This is a genomic window from Brachybacterium netajii (SeqCode) (assembly GCF_054114245.1).
Window position 1 is genome coordinate 265,294 of record NZ_JBSYXB010000003.1, and the last position, 20,754, is coordinate 286,047.

Consider the following 20,754-nt stretch of genomic DNA (forward strand, 5'->3'; position numbering starts at 1 on the left):
CAGCCGGGGTCAGCGCTGGGGCGTGGTGTCGAGGTCGGCGTCGGCCTCGCCGTGGAGGACGGCGAGGGCCTGGCGGGCGCGGTGCGCGCCCCAGCGGGAGAGCATCTCGAGCTCGGACTCCTCGATGAGGCGCCAGTCCTCGAGCTCGGAGGCCTGGGGGACGATGCGGGCCTCGAGCTCGGCCGCGGGCATCGTGCCGCCGTCGAACAGGAAGTGGGCGCCCATCGGGGCGCCGCGGTCGGCGCGGGCGGGGACCCAGGCGATCGACAGCAGGCGTCCGACCTCGATGTCGAGGCCGAGCTCCTCGCGGACCTCGCGTCGGGCGCAGGCGCGGGGGTCCTCGCCGGGGTCGACGCCGCCGCCGGGCAGCAGCCAGTGGTCGCGGTAGGTGGGCTTCTCGACGACCACCCGGCCGTGCTCGTCGCGCAGGATGACCGCCCCGTAGGCGACGACCTTGGGCAGGGTCGCGAAGTAGGCGGGATCGGGCAGCAGATGGGGCATGGTCCCTCGGGCCTCCAGGGGCGGGTCGGAGCGTCGGCCGGGGCCGACGGGCGGCGGTCGACGGCGGACGACGGCGGACGACGAGCGGCGCGATGGGGAGGACTCCCCATCGACCGCGGTCCGCGGCTCAGCCTATTGTCGTCCGTCGGATGGTGCGGCGAGGGGCCGTGCCGCGGGGCAGCGCGACATCCTGCGGGAGCGCGTGATGAGGGGGAGCGGCATGACGGGATTCCTGGGAGCCGACACCGAGGCGCTCCGGGACGTCGCCGATCTGTTCGAGCGGCGGGGGCGCCGCCTCCGGGAGATCCGCGAGAGCATCGACGTGATGGTCCTGCGCGAGGACGTCTGGGTGGGGACGGACGCGGAGGGGTTCCGCGACCGCTGGAGCGGCGTCGGCGCGCAGCTGTCCGAGGCGGCGGAGGCGACCGGCCGGCGCCGGGCCGAGCTCGAGGAGCAGGCCGAGGAGCAGGACGAGGTCTCCGAGGCCGACGACGGTGCGGGCGGCTGGTTCGACGCGATCGGCGACTTCTTCGGGAGCATCGGGGACGCCGCGCTGGACCTCGGCAAGGCCGGTCTGAAGCTGTTCAAGGGGTTCACGGCCTTCCGGCTGTTCTCGGATCTCGGGCAGCTGACGGAGGCGGGCTTCGACGGGCTGCGGACCCTGATCAACCAGAGCTACATCGACGAGCTCGTCGACCTCACGCGCCGTCCGGGCCAGCTCATCCAGGACTTCCTCTCGAGCAAGGGCCTGTCGCGGATCGCCGACGTCGCCGGCGGCATCTTCGACTCCGGGATCGTCAAGGGCGCCGGGAAGTTCCTGGGCAAGGCGCTGCCGATCCTCGACATCGGCACCGGCATCTACCAGATGGCCACGGCGGAGGACGGCTGGGATGTCGCCTCCGGCGGTCTCAGCACCCTCAGCGGCGCGCTCCTGCTCGCCGCCCCGTTCACCGGTCCCGCGGCGCCGATCGTCGCGGGCGTCGGCGCGGTGGCCGGCGGCGTCTCGCTCGCGATCGACGCCGGCAAGGCCATCGTCGAGAACTGGGACACGATCTCCGAGACCGCGGGCGCCGCCTGGGACGCGACGACCACCTACGTCTCCGACACCTGGAACTCCGCGACCGAGGCGGCCGGCGAGGCCTGGGATGCGGCGACGGGCGCCGTCGGCGACTTCTTCTCCGACCCCCTGGGCTCGATCTTCGGGTGAGCCCCGAGACCCCGAGCCCCCTGACACCCCCGAGGATCTGACATGACCGAGACCGCATCCGCCCCGGAGCCGAACGGCGCCTTCCCGTACGGCGTCGGCCGCGCGGCGGGCCCCGACGCCCCGATCGAGCACACCCCCTACGACGCCGCGAGCGCCCTCGCGGTCCTCGAGCGCGCCGCCGACGCCGACCCGGCCGACGGCGCAGGCCCGGTAGAGGCCGCCGCCGACTCGGCCGATGGCGGGAGTCCGGCCGACGGTGCAGGCCCGGCGGAGGAGATCATCACCCTCACCGATGAGCAGCTGCTGGGCGTCGAGGGGCATCGGCGGCCCCAGCCCGTCGCCCTGCCCTGGGCGACCGCGCAGGAGGAGACCGGCGCCGGGGCCCGGGAGCTCCTCGCGGCGGCCGGGCTGCGGAGCCTGATGGCGGCGGACCTCGTGGTCGCCGGGCAGGACCGGGAGACGGGGGAGCGGCGCTGGCTCGTCGACCCGGCCGTCAACGGCTGCCTCGTCCTGCGGCGGACCGCGCGGGTGATCGCCTCCGCGGAGCGGCAGGTGCGCTCGGAGGCGGGTGTGCAGGAGCACCGCCTCTACTACTACGTCCACCCCGAGGGAGTGCTCGAGGAGGAGGTTACGGCGTCGGGCATGCACATCTTCCGCTCGCTGCGGCGCAGCGCGGTCCCCGGGCGCCTCGCGCTGCTGATCGACCAGGACCGGGTCGCGGCCGACGACGGCTCCGCCCCGCTGGAGGTCTCGGCGGAGGATCTGGCCGCCGGTGGGCCCGTCGCCGCGCGCCTCGCCGACGCCCGCGCCATCACCGTCGTCTCCTCCCTCGGCACGCGGACCGACGAGGTCAAGCAGCTGATCATGTACGCCACGACGACGGAGCTGCTGGCCCAGCAGACCGAGGAGGGGGCCGACGGAGAGGCCGAGGTGACCCTCAAGAGCATCTCCCGCACTGAGCTGCTCGACCTCGGCGCCTGGTTCGTCGACCCCGGCGCAGCCTGAGCGCGACACACGGCCTGAACGTGACCCACGGCGTGAGTGCGATACACGGCGCGAGCGCGATGCAGGACGTCAGGAGCGCAGGAGCGGAGCGTTGGTCCGCAGCCGGAAGCGCAGGGCGCTCCCCGGCGCGGCCTGCGCCAGCCGGTCCAGTCCCGCCCGGGTGACGACCCCGGCGACGGGATAGCCGCCGGTCATCGGATGGTCGGGCCCGAACACGACGGGCTGGCCCGACGGCGGGATCTGCACCGCGCCCGGCAGGGTCGGCTCACTGGGCATCGTGGCGGCGCCGACGGGCAGCGGCAGTGGCGGACCGTCGAGCCGCACGCCCACCCGGTCGGAGTCGCCCCGCACCGTCCAGACGGTCGTGACCAGGGCGTCCATCGCCTCCGGGCCGAGGAGGCCGTCGCGCGGGCCCGGGACGAGATCGACGAGGAGCGGCTCGCCGTCGGCCGCTCCGCGCTCGCCGGGACCCGCCTCCCCGTCGGCGACCGGTACCGCCGCCGGGACCGCGGAGAGACCGCGGTCGGGGCCGACGAGCAGCCGGTCCTCGGCGGCGAGCGGGGCGGGGCCCAGCGCGGACAGGATGTCGCGGGACAGCGACCCGAGGACGGCACCGCTCGCATGGCGGGGCACGGCGCTGCCCGCTCCGTCGGCCGCGGCACCGCTCGCGCCTCCGACCGTCCCGTCGGCCGACTCCGGGCGGATCCCTCCGCGGACGGCGACGATCGTGCGGAGCCCCGAGGCGACGGGGCCGATCTCGATGCGGTCCCCGGCGTCGAGGGCGATCGGACGGGCGTCGCCGAGGCCGGCGTCGAGGTCGAGATCGGCGTCGTCCTCGACGGCGCGGCGCACGGCCACCGGCACCGGGGCCCCGGCGACCGCGAGCACGACCGGGCCGAGAGCACGCAGGCGCAGCGGGCCGACGAGCATCTCGAGGGCCGCGGCCTGCGAGGGGTTCCCCACCGCGAGGTTCGCCCGCACCAGGGCGGCGCGGTCGAAGGCGCCCGAGCCGCTCACGCCGATGGCGCCGCGGCCCGGGCGTCCGCCGTCCTCGATCAGGGCGAGGGGGCCGGGGGAGAGGACCGTGAGCCCTGGCCGTTCCGTCGGCTCCTGCGCCCCGACGAACCGCAGCGCCCGCGCGGGCAGAGCGGCGGCGCGACCGGGCAGGGTGGCGGCGCGGCTGGGCAGTGCCGCGGCGCGCGCCGGCAGAGCGGCGGCCCGGGCGGGGAGGGCGGCGACCCGGGTCGGCAGCGGGGTCCGCGCCTGCACGATCGCGCGACGCGGGCTGAAGCGCACGCGGGTGCCGGGGGCCAGCAGCGCGGGATGCTCCCGCGCCGGGTCGAACAGCACGGCGTCGGTGCGGCCGATCAGCTGCCAGCCGCCGGGGGAGGAGCGCGGGTAGATCCCGCAGTAGCGGGAGGCGAGGCCGACGGCGCCCGCGGGGACCGCGGTGCGCGGCTCCGCCCGCCGCGGCACGTCCCACGGCACGTCCCACGGCACGTCCCACGGCACGTCCCGCGGGAGGGACGCGGGCAGGAGATAGGCGAAGCCCGGGGCGAATCCGCCGAAGGCCGCCGTCCAGACGGCCTCGGAATGGGTGGTGACCAGGACGTCCGTCGTGATCCCGAGCAGGTCGGCGACGTCGGCGAGGTCCTCCCCGTCGTAGACGACGGGGAGGCGGACGTCCGTGCCCTCCTCCTCGTCGGCGTCGGCCTCCGGCAGGTGCGCGAGCAGGCCTGCGAGCTCGCGCGCATCGCCGACGGCGGTGCCGCGCAGCAGCAGGGTCCGCTCGGCGGGGACCAGATCGACGAGGCCGACGGGCGCGGCCGCCCGCACCGCCGCGGCGGCCGCGAGGACCTCCGCGGTGCTGGGATACTCCGCGAGCACCGCGGTCTCGCCGGCCCGATGCACGGCGAGCGGCGCGGGAAGGAGCGGGCCGCGGGGAAGGGGAGCGCCGGCGGCGTGCGATGCGTCGGCGGGGACGGACTCCGGCGCGGTCACCGTCGGACCCCGGAGCGACCGGAGCGCCCGGAGGAGCCGGGGGCGGCGAGCGCGACGCCCGCGCCCTCGAGCCGGGCCCGCACCTCGCGGGCGAGCGCGACCGCGCCCGGGGTGTCTCCGTGCAGGCAGATGCTCCGGCAGGGGACGTCGACCCAGCTCGTGCTGCCGTGCACGCGTGCCCGCCCGCGCAGCGCAAGCTCGATGGCCTGCGCGGCGACGGCCTCGGGGTCCAGGAGCACCGCGCCCGGTTCGCGCCGCGGGACGAGGGTGCCGTCGGCCCGGTAGGCGCGGTCGGCGAAGCCCTCTAGGACGACCTCGAGACCCGCCGCCTCGGCCTTCTGCGCGACGACCGAACCCGGGGCCGCGACCAGCTGCAGCGCACCGCCGGTTTCGTCGAGTCCGCTGAGACTGCTGAGTCCGCTGAGCTCGCGCAGCGCCGTCACGACGGCCTCGGCCTGCGCCTCATGGTGCGCGATCGCCGAGTAGAGGGCGCCATGGGGCTTCACGCCGACGACCTGCGCGCCGACGGCCCCGGCGATCGCCAGCAGGCTCCCGGTCTGCGCGATCACCTGGTCGGTGAGCTCGGCGGGGGCGATGTCGACGAAGCGTCGGCCGAAGCCCTGGAGGTCCGGATAGGCGACGTGCGCGGTGATCGCGACGCCCCGCTCATGGGCCCCGCGGACGGCCCGACGCATCGTCGAGGGGTCCCCGGCATGCCCGCCGCAGGCGATGTTCGCCGTGGTCACGACGTCGAGCATGGCCTCGTCGTCGCCCATCGACCAGGCGCCCCAGCCCTCGCCGAGATCCGCGTTCAGGTCGAGGGACCGGTTCGTCGGCAGGTCCCGGGGCGGGTCCGTCGGCAGGTCCGGGGACGGGGCGGGACGGGCAACCATGGGGGATCTCCTTCGCGCGGACGGCGGCGGTCACCCCATTGTCGTCCCCCGGCGCAGGGCGTGGGAGCGGTGGAACGGAGGGAGCGTCAGCCGGCGCCGAGCGCCTCCCGCAGCGCTCGGGCGGCGGCCTCGGGGTCCTCCGCCTCGGTCACGGCGCGCACCACGACGATGCGGTCGGCGCCGGTGGAGAGGACCTCGGGGACGCGCTCGACGTCGACCCCGCCGATCGCGAAGAACGGCTTCGCGGCGTCCTCGCGCGCGGCGGCCTCGCGGGGCAGCTCGAGGCCGACGGGCTCGCGGCCGGGCTTCGTGGGCGTCGCCCAGACGGGGCCGGTGCAGAAGTAGTCGATGCCGGGATCGTCGTCGGCCGCATGCAGCTGCTCGGGGGTGCGGGTGGAGCGTCCGATGAGGACGTCGGGGCCGACGAGCGCGCGGGCGTCCTCGGTGGTCAGATCGCCCTGGCCGAGGTGCAGGACGTCGACGCCCGCGAGGACGGCGACGTCGGCGCGGTCGTTGGCGGCCAGCAGCGCCCCGTGGGCGTCGGCGATCGGTCGCAGCGCGCGCAGCGCCTCGACCTCGGCGCGGGCCTCGGCGCCCTTGTCGCGCACCTGCAGGATGTCGACGCCGCCGCGGAACGCCGCCTCGGCGAACTCGAGGAGCCCCTCGAGGCCGCGGGAGAGGTCCACGCACACGTACAGGCGGGCGTCGGCGAGCGCGGCGCGACGTCGGTCGCCGGTCTCGTCGCGGGTCGCGCGCCGGCGTGTGGGGGGCTGCTGATCTGCATTCATCCGCACAGGGTCGCACAGCGTCCACCCGTCGGCGTCGGACGTTCCGCCGTCGGCCGCCCCGCCGGCAGGTCGTCGGCTGCCCTGCCGGCACGTCGCCGCCCGTCCGGACGTCCCGGCCGCCGATCGCGGGCGCGGCGTAGGATCGAGGGGTTCCGTGGGAGCCCGATGCGCGGGCTGAGAGGGCGCGAGGCGCCGACCACCAGCACTGGATGCGGATCATGCCGTCGTCAGGAGGAATGCGCCTGTGGAGCGTGTCGTCATCATCGGAGCGGGCATCGTCGGCCTGCTCACCGCGCATGAGCTGCGTCGTCGCGGCCATCGCGTCGAGCTCCGGTCGACGGGGGTCGCCGAGCAGGCCACCTTCGCCGCCGCCGGGATGCTCGCCCCCGCCGCCGAGATGCAGTACGGCCAGGGGCCGCTGTGGCGGATCATGCGGGAGGCCGAGCAGGATCATCGCGCGCTCGCGGCCCGTCTGGCCGAGCGCAGCGCCGCCCGGATCGCCGACGGCGCGGACCCGCTGCCGGATCCCGGCTATCGCGACGCCTCGACGCTCGTCGTCGGCCGCGAGGCGGGGGATCTCGCGGCCCTGCACGACCTCGCCCGGGTCCAGCGGAGCAACGGCGCCGCGGTGCGGGAGCTGACGGGCGCCGAGGCCCGCCGCGAGGAGGGCGCGCTGCTGCGCGGCATCAGCGGCGGCGTGCTCCTCGAGCGCGACCACCAGGTCGATCCGCGCCGCCTCGCCGCCGCCGTCCGCGCCGATCTGGAGTCCGACGGGCCCGACGGCCCCGCGATCACGATCCGCGAGGGCCGCGTCGACGCGATCGCCGGAATCCTCGACGGCACCGGCGGCCGGGTCGACAGGGTCATCCTCGCCGCCGGGCTCGGCGTTCCCGGGATCGACGGGCCCCACCGGTCCCTCGACCTGGCGATGCGGCCGGTGCGCGGGGACATCCTGCGCCTGCGGGTCCCCGAGAGCCTGCTGCTGCCGGGGGAGGAGAACCTGGTGGGGCGGACGGTCCGGGCGATCGTCCGGGGGCGTCCCGTCTACCTGGTCCCGCGCGACGACCGCACCCTCGTGCTCGGCGCGACCAGCCGCGAGGACGATCTCGCGGGGACGTCCGCGGGCGGGGTGCTCCAGCTGCTGCAGGACGCGGCCGAGATCCTCCCGGCGATCCGGGAGACGGAGCTGATCGAGGTCACGACCCGCGACCGCCCCGGCACCCCCGACGACCTGCCGCTGCTGGGCGCCGCCCCCGAGGATCCCCGCGTGATCGTCTCCACCGGCTACCACCGCCACGGGATCCTGCTGTCGGCGTGGGCCGCGCAGCGCACCGCCGACCTCGTCGACGGCGCTGATACCGCCTCTGATCTCGCCCCTGATCTCGCCGCCGAGCATGCCGACCAGCTGGACGCCGTCCGGCCCGACCGCTTCACCCCCGTCCTGGAGGAGGCCCGATGAGCCCCACGACCATCGCCCTGACCGTCAACGCCGAGGAGGCCGAGGTCCCCGCGATCTGGACCGTCCGCGATCTCGTGGCCGAGCGCCTCGGCCAGGAGGTCGGGGAGGACGGCCGCGCGGCCGACGGCGGGGCGCTCGGCGTCGCCGTCGCGCTCGACGACGCCGTCGTCCCCCGCAGCCGCTGGGCCGCGACGCCGCTGAGCGCCGGGGTCCGCTGCGAGTTCGTCACCGCTGTCCAGGGAGGCTGAGCATGAGCACCACCACCGCACCCGCCGCGGTCGAGGATCCGCTGGTCATCGCCGGGGAGGCCCTCGCCTCGCGGCTCATCATGGGCACCGGCGGCGCGACCGACCTCGCGGCCCTCGAGCGCGCGCTGGTCGCCTCCGGCACCGCCCTGACCACGGTCGCGATGCGCCGCTTCTCGGCGTCGACCGGCAACTCGGTGTTCGCGATGATCCGGCGCCTGGGGATCCGGGTGCTGCCGAACACCGCCGGCTGCTACAGCGCCCGCGATGCGATCCTCACCGCCGAGCTCGCCCGCGAGGCGCTCGAGACCGACTGGATCAAGCTCGAGGTCATCGCCGACGAGGACACGCTCCTGCCCGACGGCGTCGAGCTGTACGAGGCGACCGAGGAGCTCGTCCGGCGCGGCTTCACCGTCCTGCCGTACACGACCGACGATCCGGCGCTCGCCCGTCGGCTCGAGGATGCGGGCGCCGCGGCCGTGATGCCGCTGGGCTCGCCCATCGGCACGGGCCTGGGGATCCTCAACCCGCACAGCATCGAGCTGATCTGCGAGCGCGCGGGCGTGCCCGTCGTGCTCGACGCCGGCATCGGCACCGCCTCGGACGCGGCCCTGGCGATGGAGCTCGGCTGCTCGGCCGTCCTCGCGGCCTCCGCCGTGACCCGTGCTCAGGACCCGGAGGCGATGGCCCGCGCCATGGACCTCGCGGTCCGTGCGGGCCGGGCCGCCGCGGGCGCCGGACGCATCCCGCGCCGACGCCTCGCCCGCGCCTCGAGCGCCTTCGAGGGACTGATCGCCCCGGTCGACGGGGCCGCGAACGGACGGGAGGCGGAGTCGCTGTGAGCCTCCCGCCCCTGGTCGAGCCCGGTCCCGAGCTGACCCCCGCGCAGATCGAGCGCTACCGCCGCCAGATCACCCTCGCCCGCATCGGCACCGTCGGCCAGCGCCGCCTCGGCGCCGCGCGGGTGCTCGTCGTCGGCGCCGGCGGCCTCGGCACGCCCGCCCTGCAGTACCTCGCGGGCATCGGCATCGGTGCGCTCGGCATCGTCGACGACGACGTCGTGGACCTCTCGAACCTGCACCGCCAGGTCATCCACGGCACCGATGTGCTCGGCATGGCGAAGGTCGACTCGGCCGCCGCGGCCGTCGCCCGCATCAACCCCGACGTGCAGGTCGAGACGCATCGGATGCGGCTCAGCGCCGACAACGTCGTCGAGCTGATGCGCGGCTACGACCTCGTGCTCGACGGCGCCGACAACTTCGCCACCCGGTATCTCGTCGCCGACGCCAGCGAGATCACCGGCGTGCCCGTGGTGTGGGGTGCGATCCTCCGCCACCACGGCCAGGTCAGCGTGTTCTGGCCGGGCCGCGGCGCCCACTACCGCGACGTCTTCCCCGAGCCGCCCGCGCCCGGGGAGGCGCCCTCCTGCGCGGAGGCCGGGGTGCTCGGCACGCTGCCCGGCCTGATCGGCACGGTCATGGCCTCGCAGGTCGTCCAGCTGGTCACGGGCACCGGCGATCCGCTCGTCGGCCGCCTCATGCTGTGGGACGAGGACACCTCGAGCACCCGCACGCTCCGCATCGAGCGCGACCCCGCGCGTCCCGCGGCGACCGCGGTGTCGATCCCGCCGGCCGCGGACCCCGCCTGCCGCATCGGCGGCCCCGCGCCCGACGAGACCCTCGACGTCCCCGCCCTGCGCGCGCTCCTCAGGGCCGACGGCGCCGCGGCCGACGGGAGTGCGGCCGGAGGCGTCGGTGCGGCGATCACCCTGATCGACGTCCGCGAGCCCTGGGAGGTGCAGGCCGGGGCGATCGCCGGGGCCGTGAACATCCCCCTCGGCGACCTCCTCGAGCAGGGGGAGGCGGCGCTGCCCGGCGGCGTCGGCGGCGGCGAGGTCGTCCTGTACTGCCAGGGCGGGGTCCGCTCCGCTCGGGCGCTCGAGCGCCTCCGTCCCGCCTGGAGCCTCCGCGAGGGGCGCCTGCGCCACCTCGACGGCGGCTACTCCGCCTGGGCGGCGGCCCCCGCGGCCGACTGAGCGCCGGCGCCCGCGCCCCGGGGCGCCTGTACCGACGGTGCTGACGGCGCTGACGGTGCCGTCCCCCGCTCGTGGAGCGTGGCGCGGATCGTCGCGTCGGCGGCCCCCTCCCAGCTCGTCGGCGCGAGGCCCTCGGCGGTCTCGAGGAGACCGGGCGCCAGGCGGCAGGGCCGGTACCAGAGGTCGCCGATCCCGGCGATCTCCCGCATCGTCGTGGAGACGGTCCCCGCCGCCCGCAGGACCGCGCGCGGCACCGGCAGGGGAGCGCGGGAACGGCCCGCGACCAGGCGGTCCGTCCGGGCGGCGAGCTCGCGCAGGCTGCGCGGAGGCGCCGTCGGCGCATGCAGGATCCCGTCGGCGGGGAGGCGATCCGCATGCCGGGCCGCGTGCAGCATCGCGCGGGCGAGATCGGGCGTGAAGGTCAGCGAGTGCGGGGCGTCGAGCGCGGCCGGGACGATCGCCCGTCGGCCCGCGACGATCGGCTCGATCACGAGGGTGCCCGCGACCGAGGCCCCGGTCCCGACCGACGTCGGCCCGATGAGGTCGGCGGCGACGATGCTGAGCGTGCGCGCCGCATGCGCCCGGCGCGCCGCGAGCAGCTGCACCCGCACCTCGCCCTTGGCGTCGCGGGGGCTCGGCGCGGCGCCCTCGGCGAGATCGTCGGCGGCGCCGACGAAGCCGTACATCGACTCCGGGAACACGACGGGGACGCCCTGCGCGGCCGCCGCATCCAGCACCGCGCGCTCCCGCTGCGGCAGCTCCCGCCGCCAGATCCTCACGTCGTAGGGGGCGTGGAAGCAGGCGTGGATCGCGTCGGCGCCCTCGACGGCGCGCGCGAGCACCGCCGCGTCCCCGACGTCCCCGCGCACCCGCGTCACGCCCGGCCGCTCCGGGCCGACGGCCGCGCTGCGCCGCAGCACGGTGACCGTGTCCCCGGCGGCGAGCGCGGCCTCGACGATCTCGCGCCCGATCTGTCCCTCGCCGATCAGCAGATGATGCATGTCCGTTCCCTCCGCAAAGTGTGAGCACTGCTCTCGTTGCTGTCAGGAAAGAGTGAACACCGCTCTCGGTTCCGCGTCAAGAGCAGTGCTCTCCCTTTCTGGCATCATGGCGGGATGGAGCAGGCGGAGCAGAGGGAGCAGGCGGCGCGGACGGCGCGGACGGGGCGGTCGGCGCAGGCCGGCGAGGGCGGCCCGCGGGCGGCGGCCCGCGCGCGGACGATGGCCCGGATCGTCGAGCTCGGCAATGCGCAGCTCGATGCGAACGGCCCGGAGGGCCTCAGCCTGCGCGAGGTCGCCCGCGGCCTCGGCATGGTCTCCTCGGCCATCTACCGCTACGTCGGCAGCCGCGATGAGCTGCTGACCCTTCTCCTCGTCTCCGCCTTCGACGATCTCGCCGACGCCGTCGACGCGGCTCTCGACGGCGCGGGGCCCGACGATGCGGGGTCCGATGGTGCGGGGTCCGATTGCGCGGGGCCGGCGTCGCCCGCCGAGCGGCTGATGACGCTCGCCCTCGCGCTGCGCGCCTGGGCCGTCGCGAACCCGGCGCGCTGGGCGCTCCTGTACGGCACGCCCGTGCGCGGCTACGCCGCGCCCCGCGACACCGTCGGCCCGGGCGTCCGCGTGATCGCGCGCCTCGCGGAGATCGTGGCCGACGCCGACGCCGGTGCTGCCGACGCGGGTGTCGGCGACGCGGGCGCCGACGGCGCGGGCGCGGGCTCGGGCGCCGACGCCCTCGACCCGGCCGTCCGCGCCCTCCTCGAGGACGGGGCGCGCGACGTCGGCGTGCAGATCTCCGCGCCGGCGATGCTGCGTGCGACCGTGCTGTGGAGCTCCCTCGTCGGCCTCGTCGCCGCCGAGCTGACGGCCCAGTACGGCCCCGAGGCCGGGCCTCTCGGCGAGATCGTCCTGCGCTCCCAGCTGGGTGTTCTCCTCCGCCTGCTCTGAGCGGTGCGGCGGCGGGGCGGCGGGTCGGCCGGGTCTGTCCGCCGGGCCCGTCGGCCGGGCCCGCCGGCCTCAGCCGTCCGCGCCGAGCGCGAGCCAGGCGCCGAGCACGTCCTCGAGGCGGCCGTGGAGGCGCAGGTCGGCGAGGTCGTCGCCGCGGGTCGGGCCATCGTTGACGATCACGACCCGCCGCCCGTCGCGGACCGCCGCGCGCACGAAGCGCAGCCCCGACTGCACGCTCAGGCTCGAGCCGAGCACGAGCAGCGCCTCGGCGCGGGAGGCGGCGTCGACGGCCGCTCCGACGACCTCGGGGCGGGTCGACTCGCCGAAGAAGACGACGTCGGGCTTGAGAATCCCGCCGCACAGCGAGCAGTCGGGGTAGCGGAACGCGCTCGTGCGGTCGACCTCGGCGTCGCCGTCGGGCGCCTGGGCGGCATCGGCGGCGAGAGCCGGCAGACGCCGCGCCAGCTCGGGGTTCATGGCGAGCATCCGCTCGTGCAGGCGCGCGCGGGACCAGAGCCGGTCGCAGCCGAGGCAGCGCACGCGGTCGAGGCGTCCATGCAGGTCGATCACGGGATCCGAGCCCGCCTCCTGGTGCAGCCCGTCGACGTTCTGCGTGATGACGGCGGTCGTCGGGAGGATCGCTGGGGCGGCATGTCCGGGGCGGCCAGGGTGTCCGGGGTGTCCGGGGCGGGCGAGCTCTGCGAGCCGGCGATGGCTCGCGTTGGGGGCGGCGCGGCGGAACGGCGTCCAGCCGACCGTCGAGCGCGCCCAGTAGCGGCGGCGCGAGAGGTCGGAGCCGACGAACTCCTGGAAGGTCATGGGGGAGCGGGGGACGGCGTCGGGCCCGCGATAGTCCGGCAGGCCGGAGCCGGTCGACATGCCGGCGCCGGTGAGCACCGCCGTCGGCCGACCGCGCAGCAGCGCGAGCGCGGCGCGCACCTCCTCGGGCGGGCTCACCGTGCCGTAGGCTCCGCCGGGGACCGGACCCCAGGCGGGAGGGCGGGGCGTGCGGGCGGCGGTCGAGAACCAGCGGCCGACGTCGGCGGCCTGGGCGGTCTGCTCGCTCATCGTGCCAGCGTAGGCGGACCGGCCCCGGGCGGTCGCCGCGCCGCCCGGTGAACGACCGGTAGGGACCGCGCGGCGGCCGCGCGACTGCCGCACGGCGGTCACAAGGCGGTCACGGCCGTGGTCCAGGATGGTCGCGAGAATTGACAGGACCGCCGACAAGCGCTTTCCTAGAAGAGTCGGGCCGGGGTACCCACCCCTCTCGCCCGCCGGATCGCGCAACCCTCGCGAGACGCGCATGAAACCTTTCATAGATCGTGGCAACCCGGTGGCATCCTCGCGCCGGCCCCGCCGGCATCACCCATCGGGACGGCCCGGTGCTCCCAGCGTCGGGAGCCTCGGCCCGCACCCCGGCCCCGCAGCACTCGGCAGTTCCCATCGATTCCTCATCGCGGCTCACGCCCACCCGGATCAAAGGAGATCTGATGTTCTCTCGACGGCACGCTCTCGCCCTCGGCCTCGCAGTGCCCGGCCTCGCCGGCCTCGCCGCCTGCGGCCCCAACGCGACCTCCTCCTCGGACAGCGGCGACAGCGGCGACGGCACGTCCTCGCTGCGCCTGGCCTGGTGGGGCAACGACACCCGCAACCCCATGACCGAGGCCGTCGTCGAGGCCTTCAAGGACGTCGACGACACCGTCAGCATCTCCCTCGAGCCCGGCGAGTGGAGCGGCTACTGGGACAAGCTCGCCACCCAGGTCGCCGGCGGCGACACCCCCGACGTCATCCAGATGGACGAGAAGTACCTCGCCGAGTACGGCGAGCGCGGGGTCCTGCTGGACCTGCGCGAGGCCGGTCTGAACACCGACGACTTCGCCGAGGGCTCGGTCGAGGTCGGCGAGGTCGCCGACAAGGGCCTGCTCGCGATCAACGCGGGCCTGAACGCGGTCGCGATCATCGCCAACCCCAACGTCTTCGAGGCCGCCGGCGTCGACCTGCCCGACGACACCACCTGGACCTGGGACGACATGCTCGCCACCGCCCAGGCCATCTCCGAGGCCACCGACGACGGCGTCTACGGCATGACGCAGATCGCCACCGTGCAGGCCGTCTTCCAGATCTGGGTCCGCCAGAAGGGCCAGGACCAGTACAAGGACGGCGGCCCCGGATTCGACGCGGCGACCGCGACCAGCCTGTTCGAGTTCGCCCAGCAGATCCAGGACACCGGCGCCGGCCCCGACGCCTCGACCACGGTCGAGGACGCCGCCTCCTCCATGGACCAGTCGCTGTTCGCCACCGACCGCATCGGCATGACGATGGTCTGGTCCAACCAGGTCGTCGCCCATGACGCGCTCATCGACGGCGGCGTCACCGTGCTGCGTCCGCCGTCGATGACGGGCTCCGCGAACGACGCGCAGCTCTGGTACAAGGCCTCGATGTACTGGTCGGTCTCCGCGACGACGAAGTACCCGGAGGCGGCGATCGAGTTCGTCGACTTCCTGGTCAACTCGCCCGACGCCGGACGTATCACCCTCGTCGAGCGCGGCGTCCCCGGCAACCTGACCGTCCGCGAGGCCGTCGTCGCCGAGCTCGACGAGGCGAACACGAAGGCCGTGGACTATCTCGACATGATCGAGTCCGAGCTCGGCTCCGCCCCTGAGATCACCCCGCAGGGCGGCGGCGAGTTCGAGAGCATCCTCAGCCGCGCCGGCGAGGACGTCCTGTTCGGGAACGTGTCCGCCGCGGACGCGGGCCAGCGGGTCATCGACGAGCTCGAGGCGGCTCTCGCCTGAGCGGCGGGGAGACCGCGGAGCGCCCCGAGCGCCGCGCGGCCTCCCCGCACCCCGTCGCCGCCGCCCGCGGGATCCCGCCCGCGGGCGGCGGCGACCGTCCGACCCTCACCCCACGACCTGACGCAGACACGAAGGGAGGCACCCCATGAGCGCACTCGGCGAGCTCTCGAGCATGGCCAAGAACCGCCGCAAGGGGGGTCCGAAGGAGAAGCACCCCGACAATCGGGCAGCGATGGGGTTCATGCTGCCCTGGCTGCTCGGCTTCCTCGGCATCACCCTGATCCCGATGATCGCCTCGCTGTACCTGTCGTTCACCGACTACAGCCTGCTGGCCGCCCCCGAATGGATCGGCCTCGACAACTTCCGCGAGATGGCCGCGGACACCCGCCTCCACAACGCCCTGAAGGTCACCTTCATCTACGTCCTGGTGGGCACCCCGCTGCAGCTCATCGCCGCGCTGCTGCTGGCCGTGCTGCTCAACCAGGGCATGAAGGGCCTCGCCTTCTACCGCTCGGTGTTCTACCTGCCCTCCCTGCTGGGCGGGTCGGTCGCGATCTCGATCCTGTGGCGCCAGATGTTCGGCGCCAACGGCCTGGTCAACCAGGTCCTCGGGATGCTCGGCTTCACCGACATGCCCGGCTGGGTCTCGAACCCCGACACGGCGCTCGGCACGATCATCCTGCTGCACGTGTGGACCTTCGGCTCGCCGATGATCATCTTCCTCGCGGGCCTGCGGCAGATCCCCGGCATGTACTACGAGGCGGCCTCGGTCGACGGCGCCTCCGCCGTCGCGCAGTTCTTCCGGATCACGCTCCCGCTGCTGACCCCGATCATCTTCTTCAACCTCGTGCTGCAGGTCATCAACGCGTTCCAGTCGTTCACGCAGGCGTTCGTCGTCTCGGGCGGCACCGGCGGCCCGTCGGACTCGACGATGTTCTACACGCTGTACCTCTACCTCAAGGGCTTCGGCCAGTTCGACATGGGATACGCCTCCGCGATGGCGTGGCTGCTGCTGATCATCGTCGCGATCTTCACGGCCATCAACTTCGTCCTCTCCAAGTTCTGGGTGTTCTACGATGACTGATCTCTCCAGCCCTGCCGCCGTGACCGACCGCCCCGCGATCGAGGTCCGCCCGCGCCCCCGCCGCCTGGGCCGACGCGCCCTGCGCCATGTGGTCCTGATCGTCGCGAGCCTCGTGATGATCTACCCGCTGCTGTGGATGGTCGTCTCCTCCCTCCGCCCCAACGAGGAGATCTTCCGCAATCCCAGCCTGTTCCCGATCAGCCTGGACTTCTCCAACTACGTGCGCGGCTGGAACGCTCTCGCGCAGCCGTTCTCGCACTACCTGATCAACTCGACGCTGCTGGTCCTGGGCTGCGTCATCGGCAACCTGATCGCCTGCTCGCTCACCGCCTACGCCTTCGCGCGGCTGCGGTTCTGGGGGCGCAACATCGCCTTCGCGGTCATGCTGATGACCCTCATGCTGCCGATCCACGTGGTGATCGTGCCGCAGTACATCATGTTCAGCCAGACCGGCTGGGTGAACACGATGCTCCCGCTGATCCTGCCGAAGTTCCTGGCGACCGACGCATTCTTCGTGTTCCTCATGGTCCAGTTCATCCGCGGCATCCCGCGGGAGCTCGACGAGGCCGCGCGCATCGACGGCTGCGGGCATTTCCGGATCTTCTTCCGCGTGATCCTCCCGCTCATGCTCCCCGCGCTCGCGACCACCACGATCTTCACCTTCATGTGGATGTGGAACGACTTCTTCGGCTCCCTCATCTACCTGACCACGCCGGACAACTTCACCGTCCCGCTCGCGCTGAAGCAGTTCCTGGACACCCAGGGATCCTCCGACTGGGGCGCCATGTTCGCCATGTCGATCCTGTCCCTGGTCCCGCTGTTCATCGTGTTCCTCTTCGGCCAGCGCTTCCTCGTCAAGGGCTTCGCCACCACCGGCATCAAGTGACCCCCGCCCACCCCGACAGCCTCGTCCGTCCCGACAGAACCGCCCGCACCGACAGCCCCGCCCGTCCCCTCGTCCCTGGAGAGACACCCCTCATGCGCACGCGCTACGCCCTCATCGGATCCGGCCATCGGGCCCAGATGTACCTCGACGCGATCGCCGGCCCCCACGCCGACGTCGCCGAGCTGGTCGCCCTGCTCGACACCAACCCCGCCCGGCGGGAGTACCACCGCGATCACCACGAGGCCTTCGCGGGCGTCCGCCTCGCCGGACCCGAGCAGCTCGAGGAGATCGTCGCCGAGCTCGGCGTGGACCGCGTCATCGTGACGACCCCGGACCGCTTCCACGCCGAGCATGTGGTGCGGGCGCTCGAGGCCGGCGCCGACGTCGTCGTCGAGAAGCCCCTGACGATCGACGCCGAGAGCGCCCGCCTCATCGAGGACGCCGTCCAGCGGACCGGTCGCGAGGTCGTCGTGACCTTCAACTACCGCTACAGCCCCCGCAACACGGCCCTCAAGCAGATCATCGCGTCCGGCGAGATCGGCGAGGTCGTCTCCGTGAACTTCGAGTGGGTCCTCGACACCCAGCACGGGGCCGACTACTTCCGTCGCTGGCACCGCGACAAGACCAACTCCGGCGGCCTGTTCGTCCACAAGTCCTCCCACCACTTCGACCTCGTGAACTGGTGGACCGCGGACGTCCCCGAGCGCGTCTACGCCCGCGGCGGCCTGCGCTTCTACGGCGACGAGAACGCTCGCGCGCAGGGCCGCGAGCAGAGCCCCGAGCGCGGCACGCACGACGGCGGCCACTCGGACTTCGAGCTGGACCTGCGCGAGGACGAGCGGCTGAAGGCGCTCTACCTCGACGCCGAGCAGCACGACGGCTACCGCCGCGACCAGTCGGTCTTCGGCGCCGGCATCACCACCGAGGACAACCTCACGGCGATCGTCGACTACGCCGGCGGCACCGTCCTCACCTATGCGCTGAACGCCCACTGCCCGTGGGAGGGCTACCGCGTCGCCGTCAACGGCACCCGCGGCCGCGCCGAGCTCGAGGTCATCGAGCGGGCCGAGGTCGCGCCCCGCGCCGACGAGGACGGCGGCACCCACCTCGATCCCAGCGCCGTCGCCGTGACCTCCGAGGACGCGGGCGTCCGCGAGCGCGGCGAGCGCCTCGTCGTCCAGCACCACTTCGAGCCCGCCCGCGAGGTCGAGATCCCGCAGGGCGAGGGCGGTCACGGCGGCGGCGACGCGCTGCTGCTGCGCGACGTGTTCGTCGGCCCCGTGATCGACGACCTCGGCCGCCCCTCGGACCACTACGACGGCCTGCGCGCGATCGCCGTCGGCATCTGCGGCAACCGCTCGCTGGAGACCGGCCAGCCCGTCGAGGTGCGCGAGCACCTGGGCCTGGACCTGTCCCGCGTCGCCGGCGCGACGACGGCCGAGCCCGACGCCGAGCCCGTCGCCGCGGAGGCCCGGGCATGACCGCCCCGGTGCGGGTCGCGCTCGTCGGCACCCACGGCTACGGCCGCATCCACCGGGCGAACCTCGAGCGCCTGGCGACCGACGGGGTCGCACGGCTCGTCGGCGTCGTCGACGTCGCCGAGCCGCCGGAGGAGCTGCGCGCGATCCACCACGCCTCCCTCCCGGAGCTGCTGGCCGCGCTCGGGCCCGACGAGGCTCCCGAGATCGTCATCATCGCCACGCCGATCGACACCCATGTGCCGCTCGCGCTGATCGCCCTCGAGGCCGGCTGCGACGTCTACCTCGAGAAGCCGCCGGTGCCCTCGCTCACCGACCACGCCGTGCTGCTCGACGCCGCCCGCGCGGCCGGGCGCTCGGTGCAGGTCGGCTTCCAGGCGCGCGGCGGGGCCGGGGTCGACGAGCTCCGCGAGACCGTCGTCCACGAGACCCTCGGCGAGGTCACCGCCGTGCACGTCTACGGCGCCTGGACCCGCGACCGCGCCTACTACCGGCGCTCGCGCTGGGCCGGCCGGCGCCGGCTCGACGGGCACCGGGTCGCCGACGGCGTCGCCACGAACCCCCTCGCGCACGCCGTGCACGCGGGCCTCGCGGCCGCCGGCATGACCCGTGTCGAGGACGTCGCGCAGGTGACGACCGAGCTGCGCCGCGCCCACGACATCGAGGCCGACGACACCAGCTTCCTGCGCATCGAGCCCGCCGGCGACGGCCCCTCCGTCATCGCCGCCCTCACCACGACCTCGCCCGAGCAGGGCGCCCCGTGGGTCGAGGTCGTCGCCACCGGCGGCACCCTGCGGCTGTTCTACACGGAGGACCGCTCCGAGGCCCGCCAGGCCGACGGCACCGTCACCACCAGCCGCTACGAGCGCGCGGACCTGCTGGAGAACCTCCTCGCGCATGTCCGCGACCGCGGGACCGAGCTGATCAGCCCGCTCGCCTCCACGGGCGCCTTCAGCGCCGTCCTCGAGGCGATCCAGTCGGTCCCGGACCCGCTGCCGATCGACGCCGAGCACGTGGACTGGATCGGCGAGGGCGAGAAGGCGCATCCCGCCGTCCACGACATCCGCGAGATCCTCGCCCGCGCCCTCGAGGCCGGCCGTCCCTTCAGCGAGATCGGCGTGGGCTGGGCCCGCGAGGACGCCGTCAGCGTCTGGACCCCGTGAGCCGCTGACGCGCTGACGCGCTGACCCGCTGACCCGCGCTCCCGTCCCGCCCCTCCCGCTATCCTCGGGCGGGGCGGGACGCGCGTGCGGTCCGCCGGGAAGGAGCCCAGGTGAGCAGCGAGAGCTCCACCGCGCCGCGCCGTCCGACGCTCGCCGACGTCGCCCGCGCCGCCGGGGTCTCCGCCGGCACCGCCTCCAAGGCCCTCAACGGCCGCGGCGAGGTCGCCGCGGCGACCCGCGAGAAGGTCCGGGCCGCGGCCGACGCCCTCGGGTTCACCCCGAACCTGCAGGCCAGGAGCCTCATGTCAGGGCGGACGGGGATCGTCGGCGTCCTCACCGACGACCTCGAGGGCCGCTTCGCCATGCCCGTGCTGATCGGAGCCGAGCAGGCCCTCGCCGAGGTCGGCACCATGGCGATCCTCGCCGACAGCCACGGCGACGACGCGCTCCAGCGCCGCCACCTCGCCTCCCTGCTGCGGCATCGCGTCGACGGGATCATCGTCGTCGGGAGCATCCCCGAGCCCCGCACCCCGCTGCCCGTGCCCGCCCATGTCCCCGTCGTCTACGCGTACTCGCCCTCGACGGATCCGGCCGACATCAGCCTCCTCGCCGACCATCGCGGCGCCGGGCGCCTCGCCGCCGAGCACCTGCTCGCGCTCGGCCGCACCCGCGTCGGCATGCTCGCCGGACCGCTCGACCCCGGCGCCGGCGGCCACACCGCCTCGAGCGCCCGCGCCCTCGGCGTCGTCGACGCCCTCGAGGCCGCCGGGCTCCGCCCCGTCGGCGGCGCCCCGCGCTTCGGCGCCTGGACCGAGGACTGGGGCTTCGCCGGAGCGGCCGATCTGCTGGGCGAGGCCGACGGGGGAGCGGCCGACGGCGGCGCGCTCGACGCCCTCGTCTGCGCGAGCGACACCGTCGCCCGCGGCGCGATCGATCTGCTGCGCTCCCGCGGCCGGCGGGTCCCGGAGGACGTGGCGGTCATCGGCTTCGACGACTGGACGCCCGTCGTCGAGGGCCGGTTGCCGCAGTCCTCGGTCGACCTGGGCCTTCAGGAGATGGGCCGCCTCGCCGCCCGCGCGGTCCTCGCCGCCGTGCCCGGGGACGGGGCGAGCGGGTCCGACGAGACCGACGGCGCGGGCCCGCGGATCGGCCCCGGCCGTCATCTCGTCGCCGGGACCGTCGTCGCCCGCCGCTCGACGCTCGGCTGAGGCCGGGGTCCGCTCGTCAGACCGATAGCAGACCGAAAGGCCTTGCGGAATGATCGCGGA

The 20,754-nt window shown here is 74.7% G+C and carries 19 protein-coding genes and 1 riboswitch; of the genes, 13 read left to right on the plus strand and 6 right to left on the minus strand.

What is annotated here, in order from left to right; translation table 11 throughout:
* Window positions 1-9: 9 nt before the first annotated feature.
* On the minus strand, window positions 10-501 hold the full coding sequence (locus ACXET9_RS08475) for an NUDIX domain-containing protein (RefSeq protein WP_457886097.1): 492 nt from the start codon (window positions 499-501) through the stop codon (window positions 10-12).
* Between the two features lie 220 nt (window positions 502-721).
* Here ACXET9_RS08475 and ACXET9_RS08480 point away from each other — a divergent pair, with 220 nt between their 5' ends.
* Window positions 722-1,708 carry a hypothetical protein gene (locus ACXET9_RS08480; protein ID WP_457886098.1) on the plus strand — a complete coding sequence of 329 codons (987 nt, stop codon included), beginning with the start codon at window positions 722-724 and terminating at the stop codon, window positions 1,706-1,708.
* 42 nt (window positions 1,709-1,750) lie between these two features.
* Window positions 1,751-2,713 (plus strand): hypothetical protein, encoded by a 963-nt coding sequence (locus tag ACXET9_RS08485; RefSeq protein ID WP_457886099.1) that lies wholly within the window; start codon window positions 1,751-1,753, stop codon window positions 2,711-2,713.
* Between the two features lie 69 nt (window positions 2,714-2,782).
* Here ACXET9_RS08485 and ACXET9_RS08490 read toward each other — a convergent pair whose 3' ends face one another.
* From ACXET9_RS08490 to thiE, 3 genes are all read right to left on the minus strand, one after another.
* Window positions 2,783-4,714, minus strand: a complete 1,932-nt coding sequence (locus ACXET9_RS08490) for a 5-oxoprolinase subunit B/C family protein (protein WP_457886100.1) — start codon at window positions 4,712-4,714, stop codon at window positions 2,783-2,785.
* On the minus strand, window positions 4,711-5,607 hold the full coding sequence (locus tag ACXET9_RS08495; protein WP_457886101.1) for a LamB/YcsF family protein: 897 nt from the start codon (window positions 5,605-5,607) through the stop codon (window positions 4,711-4,713). The genes ACXET9_RS08490 and ACXET9_RS08495 overlap by 4 nt, the downstream gene beginning before the upstream one ends.
* Before the next feature lie 86 nt (window positions 5,608-5,693).
* On the minus strand, window positions 5,694-6,395 hold the full coding sequence (gene thiE / locus ACXET9_RS08500) for a thiamine phosphate synthase (RefSeq protein WP_457886102.1): 702 nt from the start codon (window positions 6,393-6,395) through the stop codon (window positions 5,694-5,696).
* A 144-nt stretch (window positions 6,396-6,539) separates the two neighbouring features.
* A riboswitch (TPP riboswitch) is annotated at window positions 6,540-6,645 on the plus strand.
* Here thiE and thiO point away from each other — a divergent pair.
* From thiO to moeB, 4 genes are all read left to right on the plus strand, one after another.
* On the plus strand, window positions 6,640-7,854 hold the full coding sequence (thiO, locus tag ACXET9_RS08505; RefSeq protein ID WP_457886103.1) for a glycine oxidase ThiO: 1,215 nt from the start codon (window positions 6,640-6,642) through the stop codon (window positions 7,852-7,854). It overlaps the preceding riboswitch by 6 nt.
* A complete protein-coding gene (gene thiS, locus ACXET9_RS08510) occupies window positions 7,851-8,102 on the plus strand; it encodes a sulfur carrier protein ThiS (protein WP_457886104.1) in 252 nt (83 codons plus the stop codon). The genes thiO and thiS overlap by 4 nt, the downstream gene beginning before the upstream one ends.
* 2 nt (window positions 8,103-8,104) lie before the next feature.
* Window positions 8,105-8,941 (plus strand): thiazole synthase, encoded by an 837-nt coding sequence (locus tag ACXET9_RS08515; RefSeq protein ID WP_457886105.1) that lies wholly within the window; start codon window positions 8,105-8,107, stop codon window positions 8,939-8,941.
* The gene (gene moeB / locus ACXET9_RS08520) at window positions 8,938-10,134 is read left to right on the plus strand and encodes a molybdopterin-synthase adenylyltransferase MoeB (RefSeq protein ID WP_457886106.1); all 1,197 of its coding nucleotides are present in this window, start codon (window positions 8,938-8,940) and stop codon (window positions 10,132-10,134) included. The genes ACXET9_RS08515 and moeB overlap by 4 nt, the downstream gene beginning before the upstream one ends.
* Here moeB and ACXET9_RS08525 read toward each other — a convergent pair.
* Entirely contained in the window at window positions 10,098-11,135 is a 1,038-nt protein-coding gene (locus ACXET9_RS08525; protein WP_457886107.1) for an NAD(P)H-binding protein, read from the minus strand. The genes moeB and ACXET9_RS08525 overlap by 37 nt on opposite strands.
* Window positions 11,136-11,249: 114 nt before the next feature.
* Here ACXET9_RS08525 and ACXET9_RS08530 point away from each other — a divergent pair, with 114 nt between their 5' ends.
* A complete protein-coding gene (locus ACXET9_RS08530) occupies window positions 11,250-12,080 on the plus strand; it encodes a TetR/AcrR family transcriptional regulator (RefSeq protein ID WP_457886108.1) in 831 nt (276 codons plus the stop codon).
* A gap of 69 nt (window positions 12,081-12,149) precedes the next feature.
* Here ACXET9_RS08530 and ACXET9_RS08535 read toward each other — a convergent pair whose 3' ends face one another.
* Window positions 12,150-13,148, minus strand: coding sequence for a Sir2 family NAD-dependent protein deacetylase (locus ACXET9_RS08535; protein WP_457886109.1), 999 nt, complete (start codon window positions 13,146-13,148; stop codon window positions 12,150-12,152).
* A 422-nt stretch (window positions 13,149-13,570) separates the two neighbouring features.
* Between ACXET9_RS08535 and ACXET9_RS08540 the strand changes: the two genes are divergently transcribed.
* The 6 genes from ACXET9_RS08540 to ACXET9_RS08565 all read left to right on the plus strand — a co-directional run bounded on the left by ACXET9_RS08540 (window position 13,571) and on the right by ACXET9_RS08565 (window position 20,694).
* Window positions 13,571-14,875, plus strand: coding sequence for an ABC transporter substrate-binding protein (locus ACXET9_RS08540; protein WP_457886110.1), 1,305 nt, complete (start codon window positions 13,571-13,573; stop codon window positions 14,873-14,875).
* Window positions 14,876-15,020: 145 nt separating this feature from the next.
* Window positions 15,021-15,959 (plus strand): carbohydrate ABC transporter permease, encoded by a 939-nt coding sequence (locus ACXET9_RS08545; RefSeq protein ID WP_457886111.1) that lies wholly within the window; start codon window positions 15,021-15,023, stop codon window positions 15,957-15,959.
* The gene (locus ACXET9_RS08550; protein WP_457886112.1) at window positions 15,952-16,845 is read left to right on the plus strand and encodes a carbohydrate ABC transporter permease; all 894 of its coding nucleotides are present in this window, start codon (window positions 15,952-15,954) and stop codon (window positions 16,843-16,845) included. The genes ACXET9_RS08545 and ACXET9_RS08550 overlap by 8 nt, the downstream gene beginning before the upstream one ends.
* A gap of 92 nt (window positions 16,846-16,937) precedes the next feature.
* The gene (locus tag ACXET9_RS08555; protein WP_457886113.1) at window positions 16,938-18,326 is read left to right on the plus strand and encodes a Gfo/Idh/MocA family protein; all 1,389 of its coding nucleotides are present in this window, start codon (window positions 16,938-16,940) and stop codon (window positions 18,324-18,326) included.
* Entirely contained in the window at window positions 18,323-19,486 is a 1,164-nt protein-coding gene (locus ACXET9_RS08560; RefSeq protein WP_457886115.1) for a Gfo/Idh/MocA family protein, read from the plus strand. The genes ACXET9_RS08555 and ACXET9_RS08560 overlap by 4 nt, the downstream gene beginning before the upstream one ends.
* Before the next feature lie 110 nt (window positions 19,487-19,596).
* Entirely contained in the window at window positions 19,597-20,694 is a 1,098-nt protein-coding gene (locus ACXET9_RS08565; protein ID WP_457886116.1) for a LacI family DNA-binding transcriptional regulator, read from the plus strand.
* The last annotated feature ends 60 nt before the right edge of the window (window positions 20,695-20,754 follow it).

Coding starts and splice junctions, on each gene's coding strand:
- ACXET9_RS08475 (WP_457886097.1), bottom strand. CDS start 501: ATGCCCCATCTGCTGCCCGATCCCGCCTACTTCGCGACCCTGCCCAAG.
- ACXET9_RS08480 (WP_457886098.1), top strand. CDS start 722: ATGACGGGATTCCTGGGAGCCGACACCGAGGCGCTCCGGGACGTCGCC.
- ACXET9_RS08485 (WP_457886099.1), top strand. CDS start 1,751: ATGACCGAGACCGCATCCGCCCCGGAGCCGAACGGCGCCTTCCCGTAC.
- ACXET9_RS08495 (WP_457886101.1), bottom strand. CDS start 5,607: ATGGTTGCCCGTCCCGCCCCGTCCCCGGACCTGCCGACGGACCCGCCC.
- thiE (WP_457886102.1), bottom strand. CDS start 6,395: ATGAATGCAGATCAGCAGCCCCCCACACGCCGGCGCGCGACCCGCGAC.
- thiS (WP_457886104.1), top strand. CDS start 7,851: ATGAGCCCCACGACCATCGCCCTGACCGTCAACGCCGAGGAGGCCGAG.
- ACXET9_RS08515 (WP_457886105.1), top strand. CDS start 8,105: ATGAGCACCACCACCGCACCCGCCGCGGTCGAGGATCCGCTGGTCATC.
- ACXET9_RS08525 (WP_457886107.1), bottom strand. CDS start 11,135: ATGCATCATCTGCTGATCGGCGAGGGACAGATCGGGCGCGAGATCGTC.
- ACXET9_RS08530 (WP_457886108.1), top strand. CDS start 11,250: ATGGAGCAGGCGGAGCAGAGGGAGCAGGCGGCGCGGACGGCGCGGACG.
- ACXET9_RS08535 (WP_457886109.1), bottom strand. CDS start 13,148: ATGAGCGAGCAGACCGCCCAGGCCGCCGACGTCGGCCGCTGGTTCTCG.
- ACXET9_RS08540 (WP_457886110.1), top strand. CDS start 13,571: ATGTTCTCTCGACGGCACGCTCTCGCCCTCGGCCTCGCAGTGCCCGGC.
- ACXET9_RS08545 (WP_457886111.1), top strand. CDS start 15,021: ATGAGCGCACTCGGCGAGCTCTCGAGCATGGCCAAGAACCGCCGCAAG.
- ACXET9_RS08550 (WP_457886112.1), top strand. CDS start 15,952: ATGACTGATCTCTCCAGCCCTGCCGCCGTGACCGACCGCCCCGCGATC.
- ACXET9_RS08555 (WP_457886113.1), top strand. CDS start 16,938: ATGCGCACGCGCTACGCCCTCATCGGATCCGGCCATCGGGCCCAGATG.
- ACXET9_RS08560 (WP_457886115.1), top strand. CDS start 18,323: ATGACCGCCCCGGTGCGGGTCGCGCTCGTCGGCACCCACGGCTACGGC.